This is a genomic window from Pseudomonas sp. SB113, assembly GCF_040754745.1.
GTDB classification, from domain to species: Bacteria; Pseudomonadota; Gammaproteobacteria; order Pseudomonadales; family Pseudomonadaceae; genus Aquipseudomonas; species Aquipseudomonas grimontii.
Window position 1 is genome coordinate 73520 of sequence record NZ_JBFMHW010000002.1, and the last position, 15305, is coordinate 88824.

Sequence of the window (15305 nt, forward strand, 5' to 3'; positions counted from 1 at the left end):
AATGCTCGCCAACCTGGCATATAGATAGCTGGCCGTTGGTTTTTTGATCTGTTTTCGGCGAGGGTTGCTCGTGATTGTTAGTCCCTGTAATGCACCAAAATTGTCTGCCAAACGGTTACGAAACGCACTGGTGACGGGCTCCGCCCTGTTTTGCCTGTTCGGCGCGGGTCAACTGTGGGCATTCAGTCTGGATGATGTGTCGGCCAAGGCAAAAGAGCTGGCCGGGCAGAAATACGAAGCTCCGCGCAGCAATCTGCCGAACGAATTCCGCGAAATGAAATTCGCGGATTACCAGAAGATTCGTTTCCGCAACGAAAAAGCCGAATGGGCCGATCAGAACACCCCGTTCAAGCTGTCCTTCTATCACCAGGGTATGCATTTCGATACACCGGTGAAAATCAACGAAGTGACCGCCGACAGCGTCCAGGAAATCAAGTACGACCCGACGCGCTTCGATTTCGGTGACGTCAAATTTGATCCTAAAGCCACCGAACAGCTGGGTTATGCCGGTTTCCGTGTGCTGTACCCGATCAACAAGGGCGACAAGCAAGACGAAATCATGACCATGCTCGGCGCCAGCTATTTCCGCGTCGTCGGCAAGGATCAGGTCTATGGCCTGTCCGCCCGTGGCATGGCAATCGATACCGCGCTGCCGTCCGGCGAAGAATTCCCGCGTTTCACCGAGTTCTGGATCGAACGTCCAAAGCCGGGTGACAAGCACCTGGTGATCTTTGCCCTGCTCGATTCCCCACGTGCGACCGGCGCCTATCGCCTGATCCTGCGTCCGGGCACCGACACGGTTGTCGATGTGAAGTCCCAGATGTTCCTGCGCGACAAGGTCAGCAAGCTGGGCGTTGCCCCGTTGACCAGCATGTTCCTGTTCGGCGCCAACCAGCCGTCCAAGGTGCTCAACTACCGTCGCGAGCTGCACGATTCCAGCGGTCTGTCGATCCATGCCGGCAACGGCGAGTGGATCTGGCGCCCTCTGAACAACCCTAAACACCTGTCGGTCAGCAACTTCACCGTGGAGAACCCGCGTGGGTTCGGCCTGCTGCAACGCGGCCGCAACTTCAGCCACTACGAAGACCTCGACGACAACTACGACAAGCGCCCAAGCGCCTGGATCGAGCCTGAAGGCGACTGGGGCAAGGGTTCCGTCGACCTCGTCGAGATCCCGACTGCCGATGAAACCAACGACAACATCGTTGCGTTCTGGAGCCCGGCCCAATTGCCGGAAGTCGGCAAGCCGCTGGACATAGCCTATCGCCTGCACTGGACCCTCGACGATGCCGCGTTCCACTCGCCGGACAGTGCCTGGGTCAAGCAGACCCTGCGTTCCACCGGTGACGTGAAGCAATCCAACCTGATCCGTCAGCCGGACGGCAGCGTGGCGTACCTGGTCGACTTCGAGGGCCCGGCCCTGAAGAAACTGCTGCCGGACGCCCCGGTGCGTAGCCAGGTGAGCGTAGGTGACAACGCTGAACTGGTAGAAAACAGCGTGCGTTACAACGAGCACACCAAAGGCTGGCGCCTGACCCTGCGCATGAAGATCAAGGACGCAGGCAAACCGACCGAAATGCGTGCGTCGCTGGTGCAGGACATCGTGCAGCCTGAGCCTGAGCAGGTTTCGACCCAAGTGCTCAAGGCCGACAAGGTCCTGGCCAAGCAACACGAGAAACAGGCCAAGAAAGACGCGAAAGACAAGGAAGCCAAGCAGCCAGAAGCTGCCCCAGCCACACCGGAGCCGATCAAGACCGAGCAAGTCCTGACCGAAACCTGGAGCTATCAGTTGCCTGCCGATGAGTAATTCTCAAGTAACGCCCGAGACTCTGTCCGAGTACCTGGCGCATCTTCCGATGACCGCTGAGCAGCGCGCCGAGTTGGCGGGCTGCACATCCTTCACCGAGTTGCACGAGCGCTTGTCGTCCAAAGTGTTCGATGCGCCAGTCGACGCCGCCCAGGCGTCGGTTGGCCGCCGGTTGACCCTCAACACGGCCGAAGAGCTGCAAGACGCTGAAATGCTGGGGCTCGACGCCAGTGGGCGCGTGTGCCTCAAGGCCACGCCGCCGATTCGGCGTACCCGCGTGGTGCCTGAGCCCTGGCGCACCAATATCCTGGTGCGCGGCTGGCGTCGGATCACCGGCCGCAGCAACCCGCCGACCCCGCCGAAGGACGAGCGCGTATTGCCGGCGGCCCGCTGGCGTACCGTGGGTTCGATCCGTCGTTACATCCTGCTGGTGCTGATGCTCGGCCAGACCATCGTGGCCGGCTGGTACATGAAAGGCATCATGCCGTACCAGGGCTGGTCGCTGGTCGACTTCGACGAGATCCGCAACCAGACCCTGCTGCAAACCGCCACCCAGGTGCTGCCTTACGCCCTGCAAACCAGCATCCTGATCATGTTCGGGATCTTGTTCTGCTGGGTCTCGGCCGGTTTCTGGACCGCATTGATGGGCTTCCTCGAACTGCTCACCGGCCACGATAAATACCGGATTTCCGGTAAAAGTGCCGGCGATGAGCCGATCCCGAAAGACGCGCGTACCGCGCTGGTCATGCCGATCTGCAACGAAGACGTGCCGCGAGTATTCGCCGGTTTGCGTGCGACGTTCGAATCGGTGGCCGCGACCGGTGACCTCGATCGTTTCGACTTCTTCGTGCTCAGCGACAGTAACGAGGCCGACATCTGTATCGCCGAGCAGCAAGCCTGGCTCGACGTGTGCCGTGAGGCGGGTGGCTTCGGCAAGATCTTCTATCGCCGCCGTCGCCGTCGCGTTAAGCGTAAAAGCGGCAACCTCGACGACTTCTGCCGTCGTTGGGGCGGTGACTATAAATACATGGTCGTTCTCGACGCCGACTCCGTGATGAGCGGCGAATGCCTGACCAGTCTGGTGCGCCTGATGGAAGCCACGCCGGATGCGGGGATTATCCAGACCGCGCCGCGTGCGTCGGGCATGGACACCCTGTATGCGCGCATGCAGCAGTTCGCCACCCGCGTCTACGGCCCACTGTTCACCGCCGGCCTGCACTTCTGGCAACTGGGTGAATCCCACTACTGGGGTCACAACGCGATCATCCGCATGAAACCGTTTATCGAGCACTGCGCCCTGGCGCCATTGCCGGGTAAAGGCGCGTTCGCAGGTTCGATTCTGTCTCACGACTTCGTTGAAGCCGCGCTGATGCGCCGTGCCGGCTGGGGCGTGTGGATTGCCTACGACCTGCCGGGCAGCTACGAAGAACTGCCGCCGAACCTGCTGGATGAACTCAAGCGTGACCGTCGCTGGTGCCACGGCAACCTGATGAACTTCCGCCTGTTCCTGGTCAAGGGCATGCACCCGGTGCACCGCGCGGTGTTCCTGACCGGCGTGATGTCCTACCTGTCGGCACCGTTGTGGTTCTTGTTCCTGGTGCTGTCGACGGCCTTGCTGGCGGTCAACACCCTGATGGAGCCGCAGTACTTCATGGCGCCACGCCAGCTGTACCCACTGTGGCCGCAATGGCATCCGGACAAGGCGGTGGCGCTGTTCTCCACCACTATCGTGCTGCTGTTCCTGCCAAAGTTGCTGAGCATCATCCTGATCTGGGCCAAGGGCGCGAAAGAGTTCGGTGGCAAGTTCAAGGTGACGATGTCGATGCTGCTGGAGATGCTGTTCTCCATGCTGCTGGCGCCGGTGCGGATGATTTTCCACACCCGTTTCGTGCTCGCCGCGTTCCTCGGCTGGGCCGCGACCTGGAACTCGCCGCAGCGTGATGACGACTCCACCCCGTGGGGCGAAGCGATCAAGCGTCACGGTACGCAGACCTTGCTCGGCTTCTTCTGGGCGCTGCTGGTGGTGTGGTTGAACCCGAGCTTCCTGTGGTGGCTGGTACCGATCGTGGGTTCGCTGATGTTGTCGATCCCGGTGTCGGTGATCTCCAGTCGGGTCAACCTCGGTCTGAAGTCCCGCGATGAGAGCCTGTTCCTGATCCCTGAGGAATACAATCCGCCGCAAGCGTTGCTGTCCACCGACAAGTACACCCATGAAAACCGTTGGCACGCGCTGAAAGACGGCTTTGTGCGCTCGGTGGTCGACCCGCAGCAGAACGCCCTGGCCTGTGCCCTGGCGACCTCGCGTCACGGTCAGGCCGAGCCGATCGAGTACCTGCGTGCCGAACGTGTGCGCCACGCGTTGAAAGTCGGCCCTGCCGGCCTCAATAACGGCGAACGCCTGGCGTTGCTCAGTGATCCGGTGGCACTGGCGCGCTTGCACGAGCAGATCTGGAGCGAAGGCCATGCCGAGTGGCTCGCTGCCTGGCGTGATTCGATCAAGGCTGACCCGCACGCGCCTTTACTGCCGCTGCAGCCGCTGTCGTCCCAGGCCCAAACGGCCTGATTCAGACACCCCCGAAGGTTCACTTCGGGGGTGTTCGAAGCGCTGGTCCTACAGTGTTTCCTGCTTCTTCCTTGTTTTCCTAACGCCTTGTTATTTCGAAACAAAAGACCTTTGTTCGCGGCGTATTTGCGTGCCTGCGACTGGGTTAGGATCGCCCCCCAGATTTTCTTGACCGCTGGGGGATTCATGCTCGGAAAGTATTGTTCGGCATTGCTGATTGGCGCTGCTGCACTGATTCAAATCAGCCAGATACACGCGGGGGCGATTGACGACGCCGTCCGGCGCGGCGTACTCAAGGTGGGCACCACACCGACTTACGTTCCCTTCGAAATGATCGATAAACACGGGCGCATTGTCGGCTTTGAAATTGACTTGCTGACCGTGATGACCCAGGCCCTGGGTGTGGAACTTGAACTGGTCGCTGTGCCCTATACCGAGCTGCTGCCGGGGCTGCTGGCAAAAAAGTTCGACCTTATCGGCAGCGGCATGACCGTCACCCAGGAGCGTAACTTGAAGCTGAACTTCAGCGACTCCTTTATCGTGGTGGGCCAGACCGTGCTGCTGCATCCCAGTCTGGTCGACAAGGTCGGTAGCGTTGAAGACCTGGACGATGCAAATTATCGAATCGCGACCGCCGTAGGCACTACCGGTGAAGCCGCGGCGCGACGGTTTCTGGGGGCGGCCCGCCTGAGCAGTTTTACCACGCCGGAGGAGGGGGTTCGCCAGGTAGTCGAAGGCAAGGCCGATGCCTTTATCCATGACGCGCCCTACAACCTGATCGCGGTCAGCCGGGCGGAGAACAGCGCACTGCTGGCACTGCAACAACCTTTTACCTTTGAACCCCTCGCGTTTGGGGTAAAGAAGGGCGATTTCGACAGCATTAACTGGATCAATCATTTCCTGAATCAGGTGGCCCAGGACGGCACCTATGATCGCTTGCATGACAAGTGGTTCAAGGACGCTGCGTGGATGGCAGAAATCGACTGAGGGTCATAACTGCTTACACATCAATCCGTTGCCGGCTCAGCTTGCGCGTGCGTCTACCCCTGCGGTTCGCCGCAGCGCTGTGAGGTTTTTCCGACATACGCCGACAACAATTACCCGCGAAACCTTTGTGACGGGCAACGAGTGGGTTAGGATCGCACCCCGAATTGGTGCAGCCCATTTGCGCGCCGACCTTATAAGAATCGTTCAGGGGACTTGATGATGAAAAAGTATCTTTCGATGCTGCTGCTTGGCATCACCGCGCTGGTCGCGGCCAATGCGGCCCAGGCCGGTGCCATCGATGATGCGGTCAAGCGCGGTACGCTGAAAGTCGGCATGGACCCGACGTACATGCCGTTCGAAATGACTGACAAACGCGGTGAAATCATCGGCTTCGAAGTTGACATCCTCAAGGCCATGGCCAAGTCCATGGGCGTCAAGCTGGAGCTGGTGTCTACCGGCTATGACGGCATCATCCCGGCGTTCCTGACCGGTAAGTTCGACATGATCGGCAGTGGCATGACCCTGACCCAGGAACGCAACTTGCGCCTGAACTTCAGCGAACCGTTCATCGTGGTGGGCCAGACCCTGCTGATCCGCAAGGACCTGGAAGGCACCATCAAGTCCTACAAAGACCTGAACGACGAGAAGTACCGCCTGACCTCCAAGCTCGGCACCACCGGTGAGATGGTCGCCAAGAAGCTGATCTCCAAAGCCAAGTACCACGGCTATGACAACGAGCAGGAAGGTGTGCTGGACGTGGTCAACGGCAAGGCCGATGCCTTCGTGTATGACGCGCCGTACAACGTGGTCGCCGAGAAAAAAGTCGGTAACGGCAAGCTGGTGTTCCTCGACGAGCCCTTCACCTTTGAACCGCTGGCGTTCGGCTTGAAGAAGGGTGACTACGACAGCATCAACTTCATCAACAACTTCCTGCACCAGATCAAGCACGACGGCACCTACGATCGCATCCATGACAAGTGGTTCAAGAGCTCCGAGTGGCTCAAGGACATGGAATAAAGTGGGACCGTTTTTGTTGTGAGGGGGCTTGATGTGGCAAGCCCGCTCGCCACCTCAGGTGTGCGGGCCACGATTCTTTTGGATGCTGAGTAAATGAAACAGAAAAAAGCCCAATGGCCCTGGCACCTGCTGACCGTGGTCGTGCTGGTCGGCCTGGCTGGCGCGTTGTATTACGCCACCTCGTTGATGTCCTACGAGTGGCGCTGGAACCGCGTACCGCAATACTTCGCCTATCAGGCTGAAGAGGCCCAAAGGGCAGCGGATATCTCCACCGTCATCGAGTTGGTGCGCAACGGCGACGTCGCCGAAGTGACCCTGCGTAACGACGCAGGTGCCGAACAAAAGGTGACTGTCGCCGACAACAGCCTGCAAGTGGCGCGCGGCGATGATGTGGCCGAAGGCGATGTCATCGGTGTGAACCGCCATTGGGCATTGGGCCCGTTGATGTGGGGCTTGTGGACCACGTTGTGGCTGTCGGTGGTGTCCGGGATTCTAGGCTTGGCGATTGGCCTTGCCACCGGGTTATGCCGACTGTCCAATAACCCGACCCTTCGGGATCTGTCGACGATCTACGTCGAACTGGTGCGCGGAACGCCACTCTTGGTGCAGATCTTCATTTTCTATTTCTTTATCGGTACGGTGCTCAACCTGTCCCGGGAATTCGCCGGGATCGCCGCGTTGTCGCTGTTCACCGGCGCTTATGTGGCGGAAATCGTCCGTGCCGGCGTGCAGTCCATCACCCGTGGCCAGAACGAGGCGGCTCGCTCCCTGGGGCTGAGCGCCAGCCAGTCGATGCGCCATGTGGTGCTGCCACAGGCCTTCAAGCGCGTGCTGCCGCCGCTGGCCGGGCAATTTATCAGCCTGGTGAAAGACACCTCGCTGGTCTCGGTGATCGCGATTACCGAGCTGCTCAAAAGCGGCCGCGAAGTGATCACTACCTCGTTCTCGCCGTTTGAAATCCTGTTCTGTGTCGCAGGGTTGTACCTGCTGATCAACCTGCCGCTGTCGAAAATGGCCAGCCGGCTTGAGCGGAGGCTCGCCCAAAGTGATTGAAGTCCGCGATCTGGTAAAAGTCTTCGATACCCGCGGGCATGTGGTGCGCGCGGTGGACCATGTGACCACCCAGGTGGCCAAGGGCGAAGTGCTGGTGGTGATCGGCCCGTCCGGCTCCGGCAAGTCCACGTTCCTGCGTTGCCTCAATGGCCTGGAAGAGTTCGACTCGGGCTCGGTGAGCATCGATGGCCTGCAACTGGCCGATCCAAAAACCGACGTGAACGCCTATCGCCGTGAAGTCGGCATGGTGTTCCAGCACTTCAACCTGTTCCCGCACATGACGGTGTTGGAGAACCTGTGCCTGGCGCAAAAAGTCGTGCGCAAGCGCGGCAAAAAGGAACGCGAAGCCAAGGCCTTGGCACTGCTGGAAAAGGTCGGCATTGCGCAGAAAGCCAACGAGTTTCCCTCACGGCTTTCCGGCGGCCAGCAACAGCGCGTGGCGATTGCCCGGGCGTTGGCGATGGAACCCAAGGTGATGCTGTTCGACGAGCCCACCTCGGCCCTCGACCCGGAAATGGTCGGTGAAGTGCTGGATGTCATGAAGACCCTGGCCCTTGAAGGCATGACCATGGTCTGCGTCACCCACGAAATGGGCTTTGCCCGTGAAGTGGCGGACCGAGTGCTGTTCTTCGATCATGGCAAGTTGCTGGAAGATGCGGCCCCGGCCGAGTTCTTCGCGGCGCCCAAAGACCCGCGCGCCCAGGCGTTCCTGCGCCAAGTGCTATAGGGAGCAGGGCGTTCATACCTTGAACCTCCCCACACACTCCTGCAAATTCGTTCCCAGCCGCGCCAGTTCGATACTGGCCGCCGCCGTCTGTTCACTGGCAGCGGCGGTTTGCTCCGAGGCGTCGCGGACTTTCAATACGCTGCGATTGATCTCTTCGGCCACCGCGCTTTGCTCTTCGGCGGCTGCGGCGATCTGCGGATTCATTTCCTGGATGACCGACACCGTACGGGCGATCTCCGTCAGGGAGTCTCCGGCGTTGCGGGCCAGGCCGACGCTGTTGTCGGTGAGTGTACGGCTGTAGTCCATGATGTCGGCCACCTGTTGCGTACCGCTGTGCAGGCCGCCAATCAGCTCTTCGATTTCCTCGGCGGACTGCTGGGTTCGTTGGGCGAGACCGCGCACCTCATCGGCGACCACTGCAAACCCTTGACCGGCCTCGCCAGCCCGTGCGGCTTCTATCGCGGCGTTGAGCGCCAGCAGGTTGGTCTGCTGTGACACTGACTTGATCACATCCAGCACACTGCTGATTTTCTGGCTTTCCCGTTGCAACCCGAGCATGGCCTGGCCCGCGCGCGCCATTTCATGGGCAAGGTGCTCGATTTGCGCCACGGCATCCGTCACCACCTGATCGCCCAGCTCAGTCTGTTGATTGGCCTGGCCGGCAGCGAGCGAAGCCTGCTCGGCGTGGCGCGCAACCTCCTGGGCGGTGGCGAGCATCTGGTTCATGGCGGCGGCGACCTGCTCGGTTTCATCGCGCTGATTATTCACCCCTGTACGCGTTTGTTCGGTCACGGCAGAAAGCTCTTCGGCAGCGCTGGCGATTTGCCGTGCGTTGTCGCTGATGTTGCCAATCAGCACCCGCAGGTTAAGTGTCATTTGGGTCATGCTGCTTTGCAGCTGGCCCAGCTCATCCCGGCGTCGGGTTTGCAGATCGTGGCTCAGGTCGCCCTGGGCAATGTGGTTGGCCACTGTCAGCGCCTTGCGCAGCGGCTTAACGATTTGCCCGGCAATCACCCAGGCGGCCAGGGCACCGAAGAGCAATGCGGCGGCAGTAACGCCCAGGGTCTGGGTTCGCGCTTGCTCGGCTTCGCGGTCGCGTCGTTGGGTCTGGTCCTGGCTCAAGAGATCGCTCTGCCCGAGCAACTGATCCAACTGCATCTCCAGCTGGTTTTGCGTGTTCTCGGTGGCAAGTTGGGTTTCCTTGAGACGTGTCAGATGGGTGCGAATGCCGAGCACGGTGTTTTTCAGCGCGCCGCTATCGACCGGCAGTTTTGCCACGGCCGCCTGGGCGAGTTCGAGGTTACGCTCGGCGTCGCTGACGGCCTGGGTATAGGCGTCCAGCGAACTGGCGGCCCAGGCGGGGCTCTGGACGCTATCTTCGGCCTGTTCGATGGCCTGGCGCAGGTCTTCGATGGTATCCAGGGCTTTTGCATCGTCCTGGTCCGGCAGATCGCTCGCCAGTTGTGCCAGGAAATCGCCGGTTCGCGTGGTGTTCTGCTTGAGCTGTTCCCGCGCATTTTCGCGTTTCTCCACCAGTGAGGGTACGTCCTTGAGGGTGGTTTTGAACGTCGCGTTGATGCGGGCCATCTCCTTCAGATATGCAGTGGGTTTTGGCGCTTTGAGTCGGCTGGAAAGCTCCACCAGGAGCCCGTCGATTTTTACCGTGCTCACACTCAAGCGATTGAAGCTGGAGGTATCGTCGAGGGTGCGGTAAACGATCCTGTCTGCCCGTAGTTCCTCGCCAGCCACGGCCAGTTGCGCGAGTACCGACAGCGTTTGCGAGCGATAAAGGGACGCGGACAGGGCTTGCCAGCCGGTCACGGCAATCACGAAGCTCAGGGCCAGTACCAGGGAAAAACCCAGGGCGAGTTTAAGGGTGACACTGGTGTCACCCAGCAGATGAGTCATTCGACGAAGCATGATGAACCTCCGACACGTGAACAACAGGCGTTCTCAAGGTGCATGGGCACGTTGAGCTGAGTTGAACGCTAGTTCTCTTGGTGCAGAGGTGGGGCTGATAAGCGTGTAGGAAATTTCACAGATTGCGGCGACGACCCAGGACAGGTCGCCGCGCGGGGAGGGATGTCAGACCTGAAAGCGACCGACCAATGCTTGAAGGTGTGTGCCCAGGCGTGCCAGTTCGGTGCTCGACGTGGCGGTCTCTTCGCTGGCGGCAGCCGTCTGTTCCGACACATCGCGTACGTTCAACACGCTGCGGTTGATCTCTTCCGCCACGGCACTTTGCTGTTCGGCAGCGGTGGCGATTTGCGAGTTCATCGCCTGGATGGTCGAGACCGTGCGGGTGATGTTCTCCAGGGCGCTGCCGGCGCGGCGGGTCAGCTCGACGCTGCTGTCGGTAAGGCTGCGGCTGTTGTCCATGATGGACGCCACCTGCTGGGTGCCTTGTTGCAGGCCTACGATCAGCTCTTCGATCTCTTCGGTGGACTTCTGGGTGCGCTGGGCCAGGCTGCGCACTTCGTCGGCTACCACCGCGAAACCACGTCCGGCTTCACCGGCGCGGGCGGCTTCAATCGCAGCGTTGAGAGCCAGCAGGTTGGTTTGCTGGGCTACGGACTTGATCACATCGAGCACGCTGCCGATCTTGTCGCTTTCGCGTTTCAGGTCGCCCATGGCGATTGTGGAGTTACCGACCTCGGTGGCCAGGCGCTCGATCTGGGCGATGGCTTCACCGACCACCCTGTCGCCTTCGCGGGCCTGCTGGTCAGCCGCTGCGGCGGCTTCGGACGCTTCCTCGGCGTTGCGCGCCACTTCCTGCACGGTCGCGGCCATTTCGTTCATGGCGGTGGCCACCTGGTCGGTCTCGACCTTCTGGCTGTTGACCCCGGCGCTGGTCTGCTCGGTGACGGCCGACAGTTGCTCGGCGGCGCTGGCGATCTGGGTGACGCCTTCGCTGATGCCGCCGATCAACTCGCGCAGGCCGACGGTCATGCTTTGCATGGCGCGTTGCAGTTGGCCCAATTCATCCTGGCGCAGTGAAATGAGGTTGTGACTCAGATCACCTGAGGCAACGCGCTTGGCAACTTCGAGGGTCTGGTTCAACGGGAGAATGATCTGCCGCGTGATGGCCCAGGCCGCTACCAGCCCGAAGACGAGGGCAAGCACGGTGGCCAGCAACAACAGGTTCTTGGCATGGGCGGCGTCGGTATCGCGCACGACGGTCTGGGAGAGGGTCAGTTTTTTACTGTGTTCGAGCAAGATGTCGCCCTGCTCGCCCATCTTTTTCATGGCGGCGGCACTTGCGACCTGGGAGTCGCGGTATTGGCTGACTGCGGCGCGATAGGCTTGCAGCGAAACGCTGGCCTGTTGCAGGTTGGTTGCATACTGCTCAGGCAGCGTGCCGTTGAGGGTGGCGATTTTCTTCAAGGCGTTATCAATGGCGTCCAGGGCCGGCTGTTCTGCTTCAACCTTGCCGCTGTAGGTGTAGCCGCGCACCTGGAAGCGCGCCTGTTGGATCAGCTTGCTCAGCTCGACCACGCTGTTGAACTGGATGACGCTGTCGCCTTGCAGCAGGGACTTTTCGATCTCGCCGATCTTGAGCACTGCGTTGTCGGCAGTATCGCCCAGCTTGCTGCGAGCGTTTTCGCGGTTGGCGCCGGCCTGGGCCATGTCATCGAACGCACGCTTGTATTGGGCGACCGCGGCCAATTGCTCGTCCACCAGCAGATTGTCGGCAGGTTGATCGATCAAGGTGTCGGCGGTTTTCAGGCCGCTTTCAAGTTTGCTCATCAGCTCGTTGACCGCCGCCGTGCCTTGCTCGCCCCGGCGCATTTCGTAGTCCAGGCGCGCCAGGCGCAGGTCCTTGGTCAGCTCATTGAGGCTGGAGATATAGCCCAGCTTGTCGCCCCGGCTGATCACGCTGCCCAGGCCGGTCCAGCCGGTGAAGGTGGTCACCAGCGTCAGGATCAATACCAGGCCAAAGCCCATGGCCAGTTTGGTTTTGACGCTCACATTCCCTAGTTTTTCGGCTAACCAACGATACATGCTGCGAACTCCCCTGGAACCAGGCTTTGACTTATTCACGGGTTATCGGCCTGCATACGGGATTCTGTAGCGACGCTCTACCCTGTGGGAGGGGGCTTGCTCCCGATAGCTGTGGGTCAGTCAGCATTTCTGATACTGGACCACCGCCATCGGGAGCAAGCCCCCTCCCACAGGGTTGTGCGGTGTGGTTAGAAAAGACGGGCGAGCAGGGCGGTGACGGCCGTTTCGACGCGCAGGATGCGGGCGCCCAATTGCACCGGCTGCAAGCCGGCCTTGGTCAGCAGGTCCACCTCATAGGGGATCCAGCCGCCTTCCGGGCCGATGGCCAGGGTGACCGGCTCATCCAGCCCACGGGGGCAGGGTGGGTAATCGCCGGGATGGCCGATGAGGCCAAGGGTACCTTCGGTCAGGGCCGGCAGGCGGTCTTCGACGAAGGGCTTGAAACGCTTTTCGATAACGATTTCCGGCAACACCGTGTCCCGCGCCTGTTCGAGGCCGAGGATCAGTTGTTCGCGAATGGCCTCGGGCTCCAGGAAGGGGGTTTGCCAGAAGCTTTTTTCCACCCGGTAGCTGTTGACCAGCACCACCTTTGGCACGCCCATGGCCGCCACGGTTTGCAGCACCCGGCGCAGCATTTTCGGGCGCGGCAGGGCCAGCAGCAGGGTCAGGGGCAGTTTGGCCGGTGGTGGTTGGTCGAAGCTCACTTGCAGTTCGGCTTCGAGGGCTTCCAGGCGCAGTAATTGCGCGTTGCCCATCAACCCACCGATGCGCCCGACCCGCAGGCTATCGCCTACGGCGGCGCGGTGGACTTCCTGCATATGCACCAGGCGCCGATCACGCAGGATCACCCGGTCGGCCGCGATAAAGTCGGCATCGAACAACAGCAGCAGGTTCACGGCTGGGTCGCTGGCGGCTGGTCGTCGTCGGCGGGTTGGTCATCCGGGTGTTCGCCACGTTTGCTGATCAGGCCGCTGAACAGGATGCCGATCTCGAACAGCATCCACATCGGCACCGCCAGCAGGGTCTGGGAGAAGATGTCCGGCGGCGTGAGGATCATGCCGACCACAAAGCAACCGATGATCACGTACGGGCGGATCTTCTTCAGATACTGCACGTTGACCACGCCGATCCACACCAGCAGCACCACGGCCACGGGGATTTCGAAGGCGACGCCGAAGGCGAAGAACAGCGTCATCACGAAGTCGAGGTAGCTGGTGATGTCGGTCATCATTTCCACGCCGGCCGGGGTGGCGGCAGCGAAGAACTTGAAGATCAACGGGAACACCAGGAAGTAGGCGAAGGCCATGCCGGTGTAGAACAGCAGGATGCTCGACACCAGCAAAGGCACCGCGATGCGCTTCTCATGCTTGTACAGGCCCGGCGCGATAAAGCCCCAGATCTGATGCAGGATCACCGGGATCGCCAGGAACAGCGAGACCATCATCGTCAGCTTCAACGGCGTGAGGAAGGGCGATGACACATCGGTGGCAATCATCGTCGCACCGGCCGGCAGGTACTGGCGCAGTGGCGTGGAGACGAAGGTGTAGATCTGCTGGGTGAAGGCGAACAGCCCGGCAAAGATCACGAAGATCGCCGCCACGCAACGCAGCAGGCGGGTCCGCAGCTCGGTGAGGTGCGAGACCAGCGGCATATGCTGGTCGTTTTCCGGTTTATCAGCGCTCATGGGGCTCGCGGCGGCAATGTAGGGTCATGGGGAGCGGGCGACGCAACGGGCGTCGGCGCTGGCTCTGTCGGGGCGGGAGCGGCGGGCGTGGCATCGGCGACGGGTGTCGGCGCGATGCTGTGCTCGGCCACGGGCTCAACCGGCTTGGCCGGCTCTTGCACGGGCGACAGAATCTTCCGTGTTTCCTGTTCCAACGACAGAATATGTTCGTTGTGCAGTTGGCGGCGGATTTCGTCGGCGCCGATTTCCCGTTCAACTTCCTGTTTGATGGCGTTGAAACTGCGTTTCAGGCGCCCGATCCACAGGCCGGCCGTGCGCGCGGCACCGGGCAGGCGTTCCGGCCCCAGTACCAGCAAGGCCACGAGGCCGACGAGGAGCAGTTCAGAGAAGCTGATACCAAACATTAGTCAGTGCTCACGAGTCTTTGCGGGTCGGCTCTTCGACTTTTTCAGCCTGCACGTCGAAGGTACGACGCTCGGTGATCGGCTGGGTGGCCTGAGGGTGCACAGGCTGGGCCGGTGGCACGGGGTTGGCGGCAGGGTCGGCCGGTTTTTCATCGTCGTTCATGGCTTTGCGAAAGCCCTTGATCGACTCGCCCACGTCGGTACCGAGGTTTTTGAGTTTCTTGGTGCCGAATACCAGTACCACCACCACCAGAATGACGATCCAGTGTTTCCAGTCAAAAATGCCCATGCTGCAAATCCTCTAGTCTTAGTTATTCAAGCGGACGGGCGCGAGGCCTTCTCGGCATGCCCGGACAAGCCGAAGCGACGGTCCAGTTCATCCAGCACGGCCTGTGGATGCTGCCCCAGTTGGGCGAGCATGACCATGCTATGGAACCACAAGTCGGCGGTCTCGTAGATTACATCGCTGCAATCGCCGCTGATTTGTGCGTCCTTGGCAGCGATGATGGTCTCGATGGACTCTTCGCCGAGTTTTTCCAGGATCTTGTTCAGGCCCTTGTGGTACAGGCTGGCGACGTAGGAGCTGTCGGCGTCCGCACCTTTGCGGTCCTCCAGCACCTGGGCCACACGGTTCAGGGTATCGCTCATGTTCAGTGTCCTGCGCAGTAGATGGCGTGCGGGTCTTTGAGCACCGGCTCTACAACCTTCCATTCGCCGTTCTCGAACACGCGATAGAAGCAGCTGTGACGGCCGGTGTGGCAGGCGATGTCGCCGATCTGCTCGACCTTGAGGATCACCACGTCGGCGTCGCAGTCGATGCGCATCTCGTGCAGGGTTTGTACGTGCCCGGACTCTTCGCCCTTGCGCCACAGTTTGCCACGGGAACGTGACCAGTAAATGGCGCGCTGCTCAGTGGCGGTGAGGCTCAGGGCCTCGCGGTTCATCCAGGCCATCATCAGCACGCGCCCGGTCTTGTAGTCCTGGGCAATGGCCGGCACCAGGCCGTCACTGTCCCACTTGATCTCGTCCAGCCAGTCTTTCATGTTCGGCTCCGGCAATTT

At 60.8% G+C, this 15305-nt stretch carries 13 protein-coding genes and 1 pseudogene; 6 read left to right on the forward strand and 8 right to left on the reverse strand.

The genetic code is table 11. From position 1 onward, the window contains the following. Positions 1–70: 70 nt before the first annotated feature. From AB1462_RS03165 to AB1462_RS03190, 6 genes and pseudogenes are all read left to right on the forward strand, one after another. Positions 71–1807 (forward strand): glucan biosynthesis protein G, encoded by a 1737-nt coding sequence (locus AB1462_RS03165; RefSeq protein ID WP_090409810.1) that lies wholly within the window; start codon positions 71–73, stop codon positions 1805–1807. Next, a pseudogene (mdoH, locus tag AB1462_RS03170) lies at positions 1800–4372 on the forward strand (glucans biosynthesis glucosyltransferase MdoH); the annotation flags it as partial. The gene AB1462_RS03165 and the pseudogene mdoH, both read left to right, overlap by 8 nt. A 184-nt stretch (positions 4373–4556) precedes the next feature. After that, complete coding sequence (locus tag AB1462_RS03175) at positions 4557–5357, forward strand: transporter substrate-binding domain-containing protein (protein ID WP_090401003.1); 801 nt, start codon at positions 4557–4559, stop codon at positions 5355–5357. Positions 5358–5576: 219 nt separating this feature from the next. Then, positions 5577–6374 carry a transporter substrate-binding domain-containing protein gene (locus tag AB1462_RS03180; RefSeq protein ID WP_259193455.1) on the forward strand — a complete coding sequence of 266 codons (798 nt, stop codon included), beginning with the start codon at positions 5577–5579 and terminating at the stop codon, positions 6372–6374. Between the two features lie 93 nt (positions 6375–6467). Beyond that, entirely contained in the window at positions 6468–7427 is a 960-nt protein-coding gene (locus AB1462_RS03185; protein ID WP_090401001.1) for an amino acid ABC transporter permease, read from the forward strand. Then, entirely contained in the window at positions 7420–8154 is a 735-nt protein-coding gene (locus AB1462_RS03190; RefSeq protein ID WP_027605038.1) for an amino acid ABC transporter ATP-binding protein, read from the forward strand. Before AB1462_RS03185 ends, AB1462_RS03190 begins: the two co-directional genes overlap by 8 nt. A 12-nt stretch (positions 8155–8166) precedes the next feature. On the opposite strand, the gene AB1462_RS03195 is transcribed toward AB1462_RS03190, so the two are convergent. From AB1462_RS03195 to hisI, 8 genes are all read right to left on the reverse strand, one after another. Beyond that, positions 8167–10074, reverse strand: a complete 1908-nt coding sequence (locus AB1462_RS03195) for a methyl-accepting chemotaxis protein (RefSeq protein WP_167361091.1) — start codon at positions 10072–10074, stop codon at positions 8167–8169. Between the two features lie 165 nt (positions 10075–10239). Next, positions 10240–12156 carry a methyl-accepting chemotaxis protein gene (locus tag AB1462_RS03200; protein WP_367246144.1) on the reverse strand — a complete coding sequence of 639 codons (1917 nt, stop codon included), beginning with the start codon at positions 12154–12156 and terminating at the stop codon, positions 10240–10242. 188 nt (positions 12157–12344) lie between these two features. Beyond that, entirely contained in the window at positions 12345–13052 is a 708-nt protein-coding gene (locus tag AB1462_RS03205; protein ID WP_090400998.1) for a 16S rRNA (uracil(1498)-N(3))-methyltransferase, read from the reverse strand. Next, positions 13049–13840 carry a twin-arginine translocase subunit TatC gene (gene tatC, locus AB1462_RS03210; protein WP_090400997.1) on the reverse strand — a complete coding sequence of 264 codons (792 nt, stop codon included), beginning with the start codon at positions 13838–13840 and terminating at the stop codon, positions 13049–13051. The genes AB1462_RS03205 and tatC overlap by 4 nt, the downstream gene beginning before the upstream one ends. After that, positions 13837–14244 (reverse strand): Sec-independent protein translocase protein TatB, encoded by a 408-nt coding sequence (tatB, locus tag AB1462_RS03215; RefSeq protein WP_090400996.1) that lies wholly within the window; start codon positions 14242–14244, stop codon positions 13837–13839. The genes tatC and tatB overlap by 4 nt, the downstream gene beginning before the upstream one ends. Positions 14245–14254: 10 nt before the next feature. Next, a complete protein-coding gene (locus AB1462_RS03220) occupies positions 14255–14533 on the reverse strand; it encodes a twin-arginine translocase TatA/TatE family subunit (RefSeq protein WP_003171180.1) in 279 nt (92 codons plus the stop codon). A 26-nt stretch (positions 14534–14559) separates the two neighbouring features. Then, the gene (locus AB1462_RS03225; protein ID WP_090400995.1) at positions 14560–14892 is read right to left on the reverse strand and encodes a phosphoribosyl-ATP diphosphatase; all 333 of its coding nucleotides are present in this window, start codon (positions 14890–14892) and stop codon (positions 14560–14562) included. 2 nt (positions 14893–14894) lie between these two features. After that, the gene (hisI, locus tag AB1462_RS03230) at positions 14895–15287 is read right to left on the reverse strand and encodes a phosphoribosyl-AMP cyclohydrolase (RefSeq protein ID WP_056860632.1); all 393 of its coding nucleotides are present in this window, start codon (positions 15285–15287) and stop codon (positions 14895–14897) included. Positions 15288–15305 lie beyond the last annotated feature (18 nt).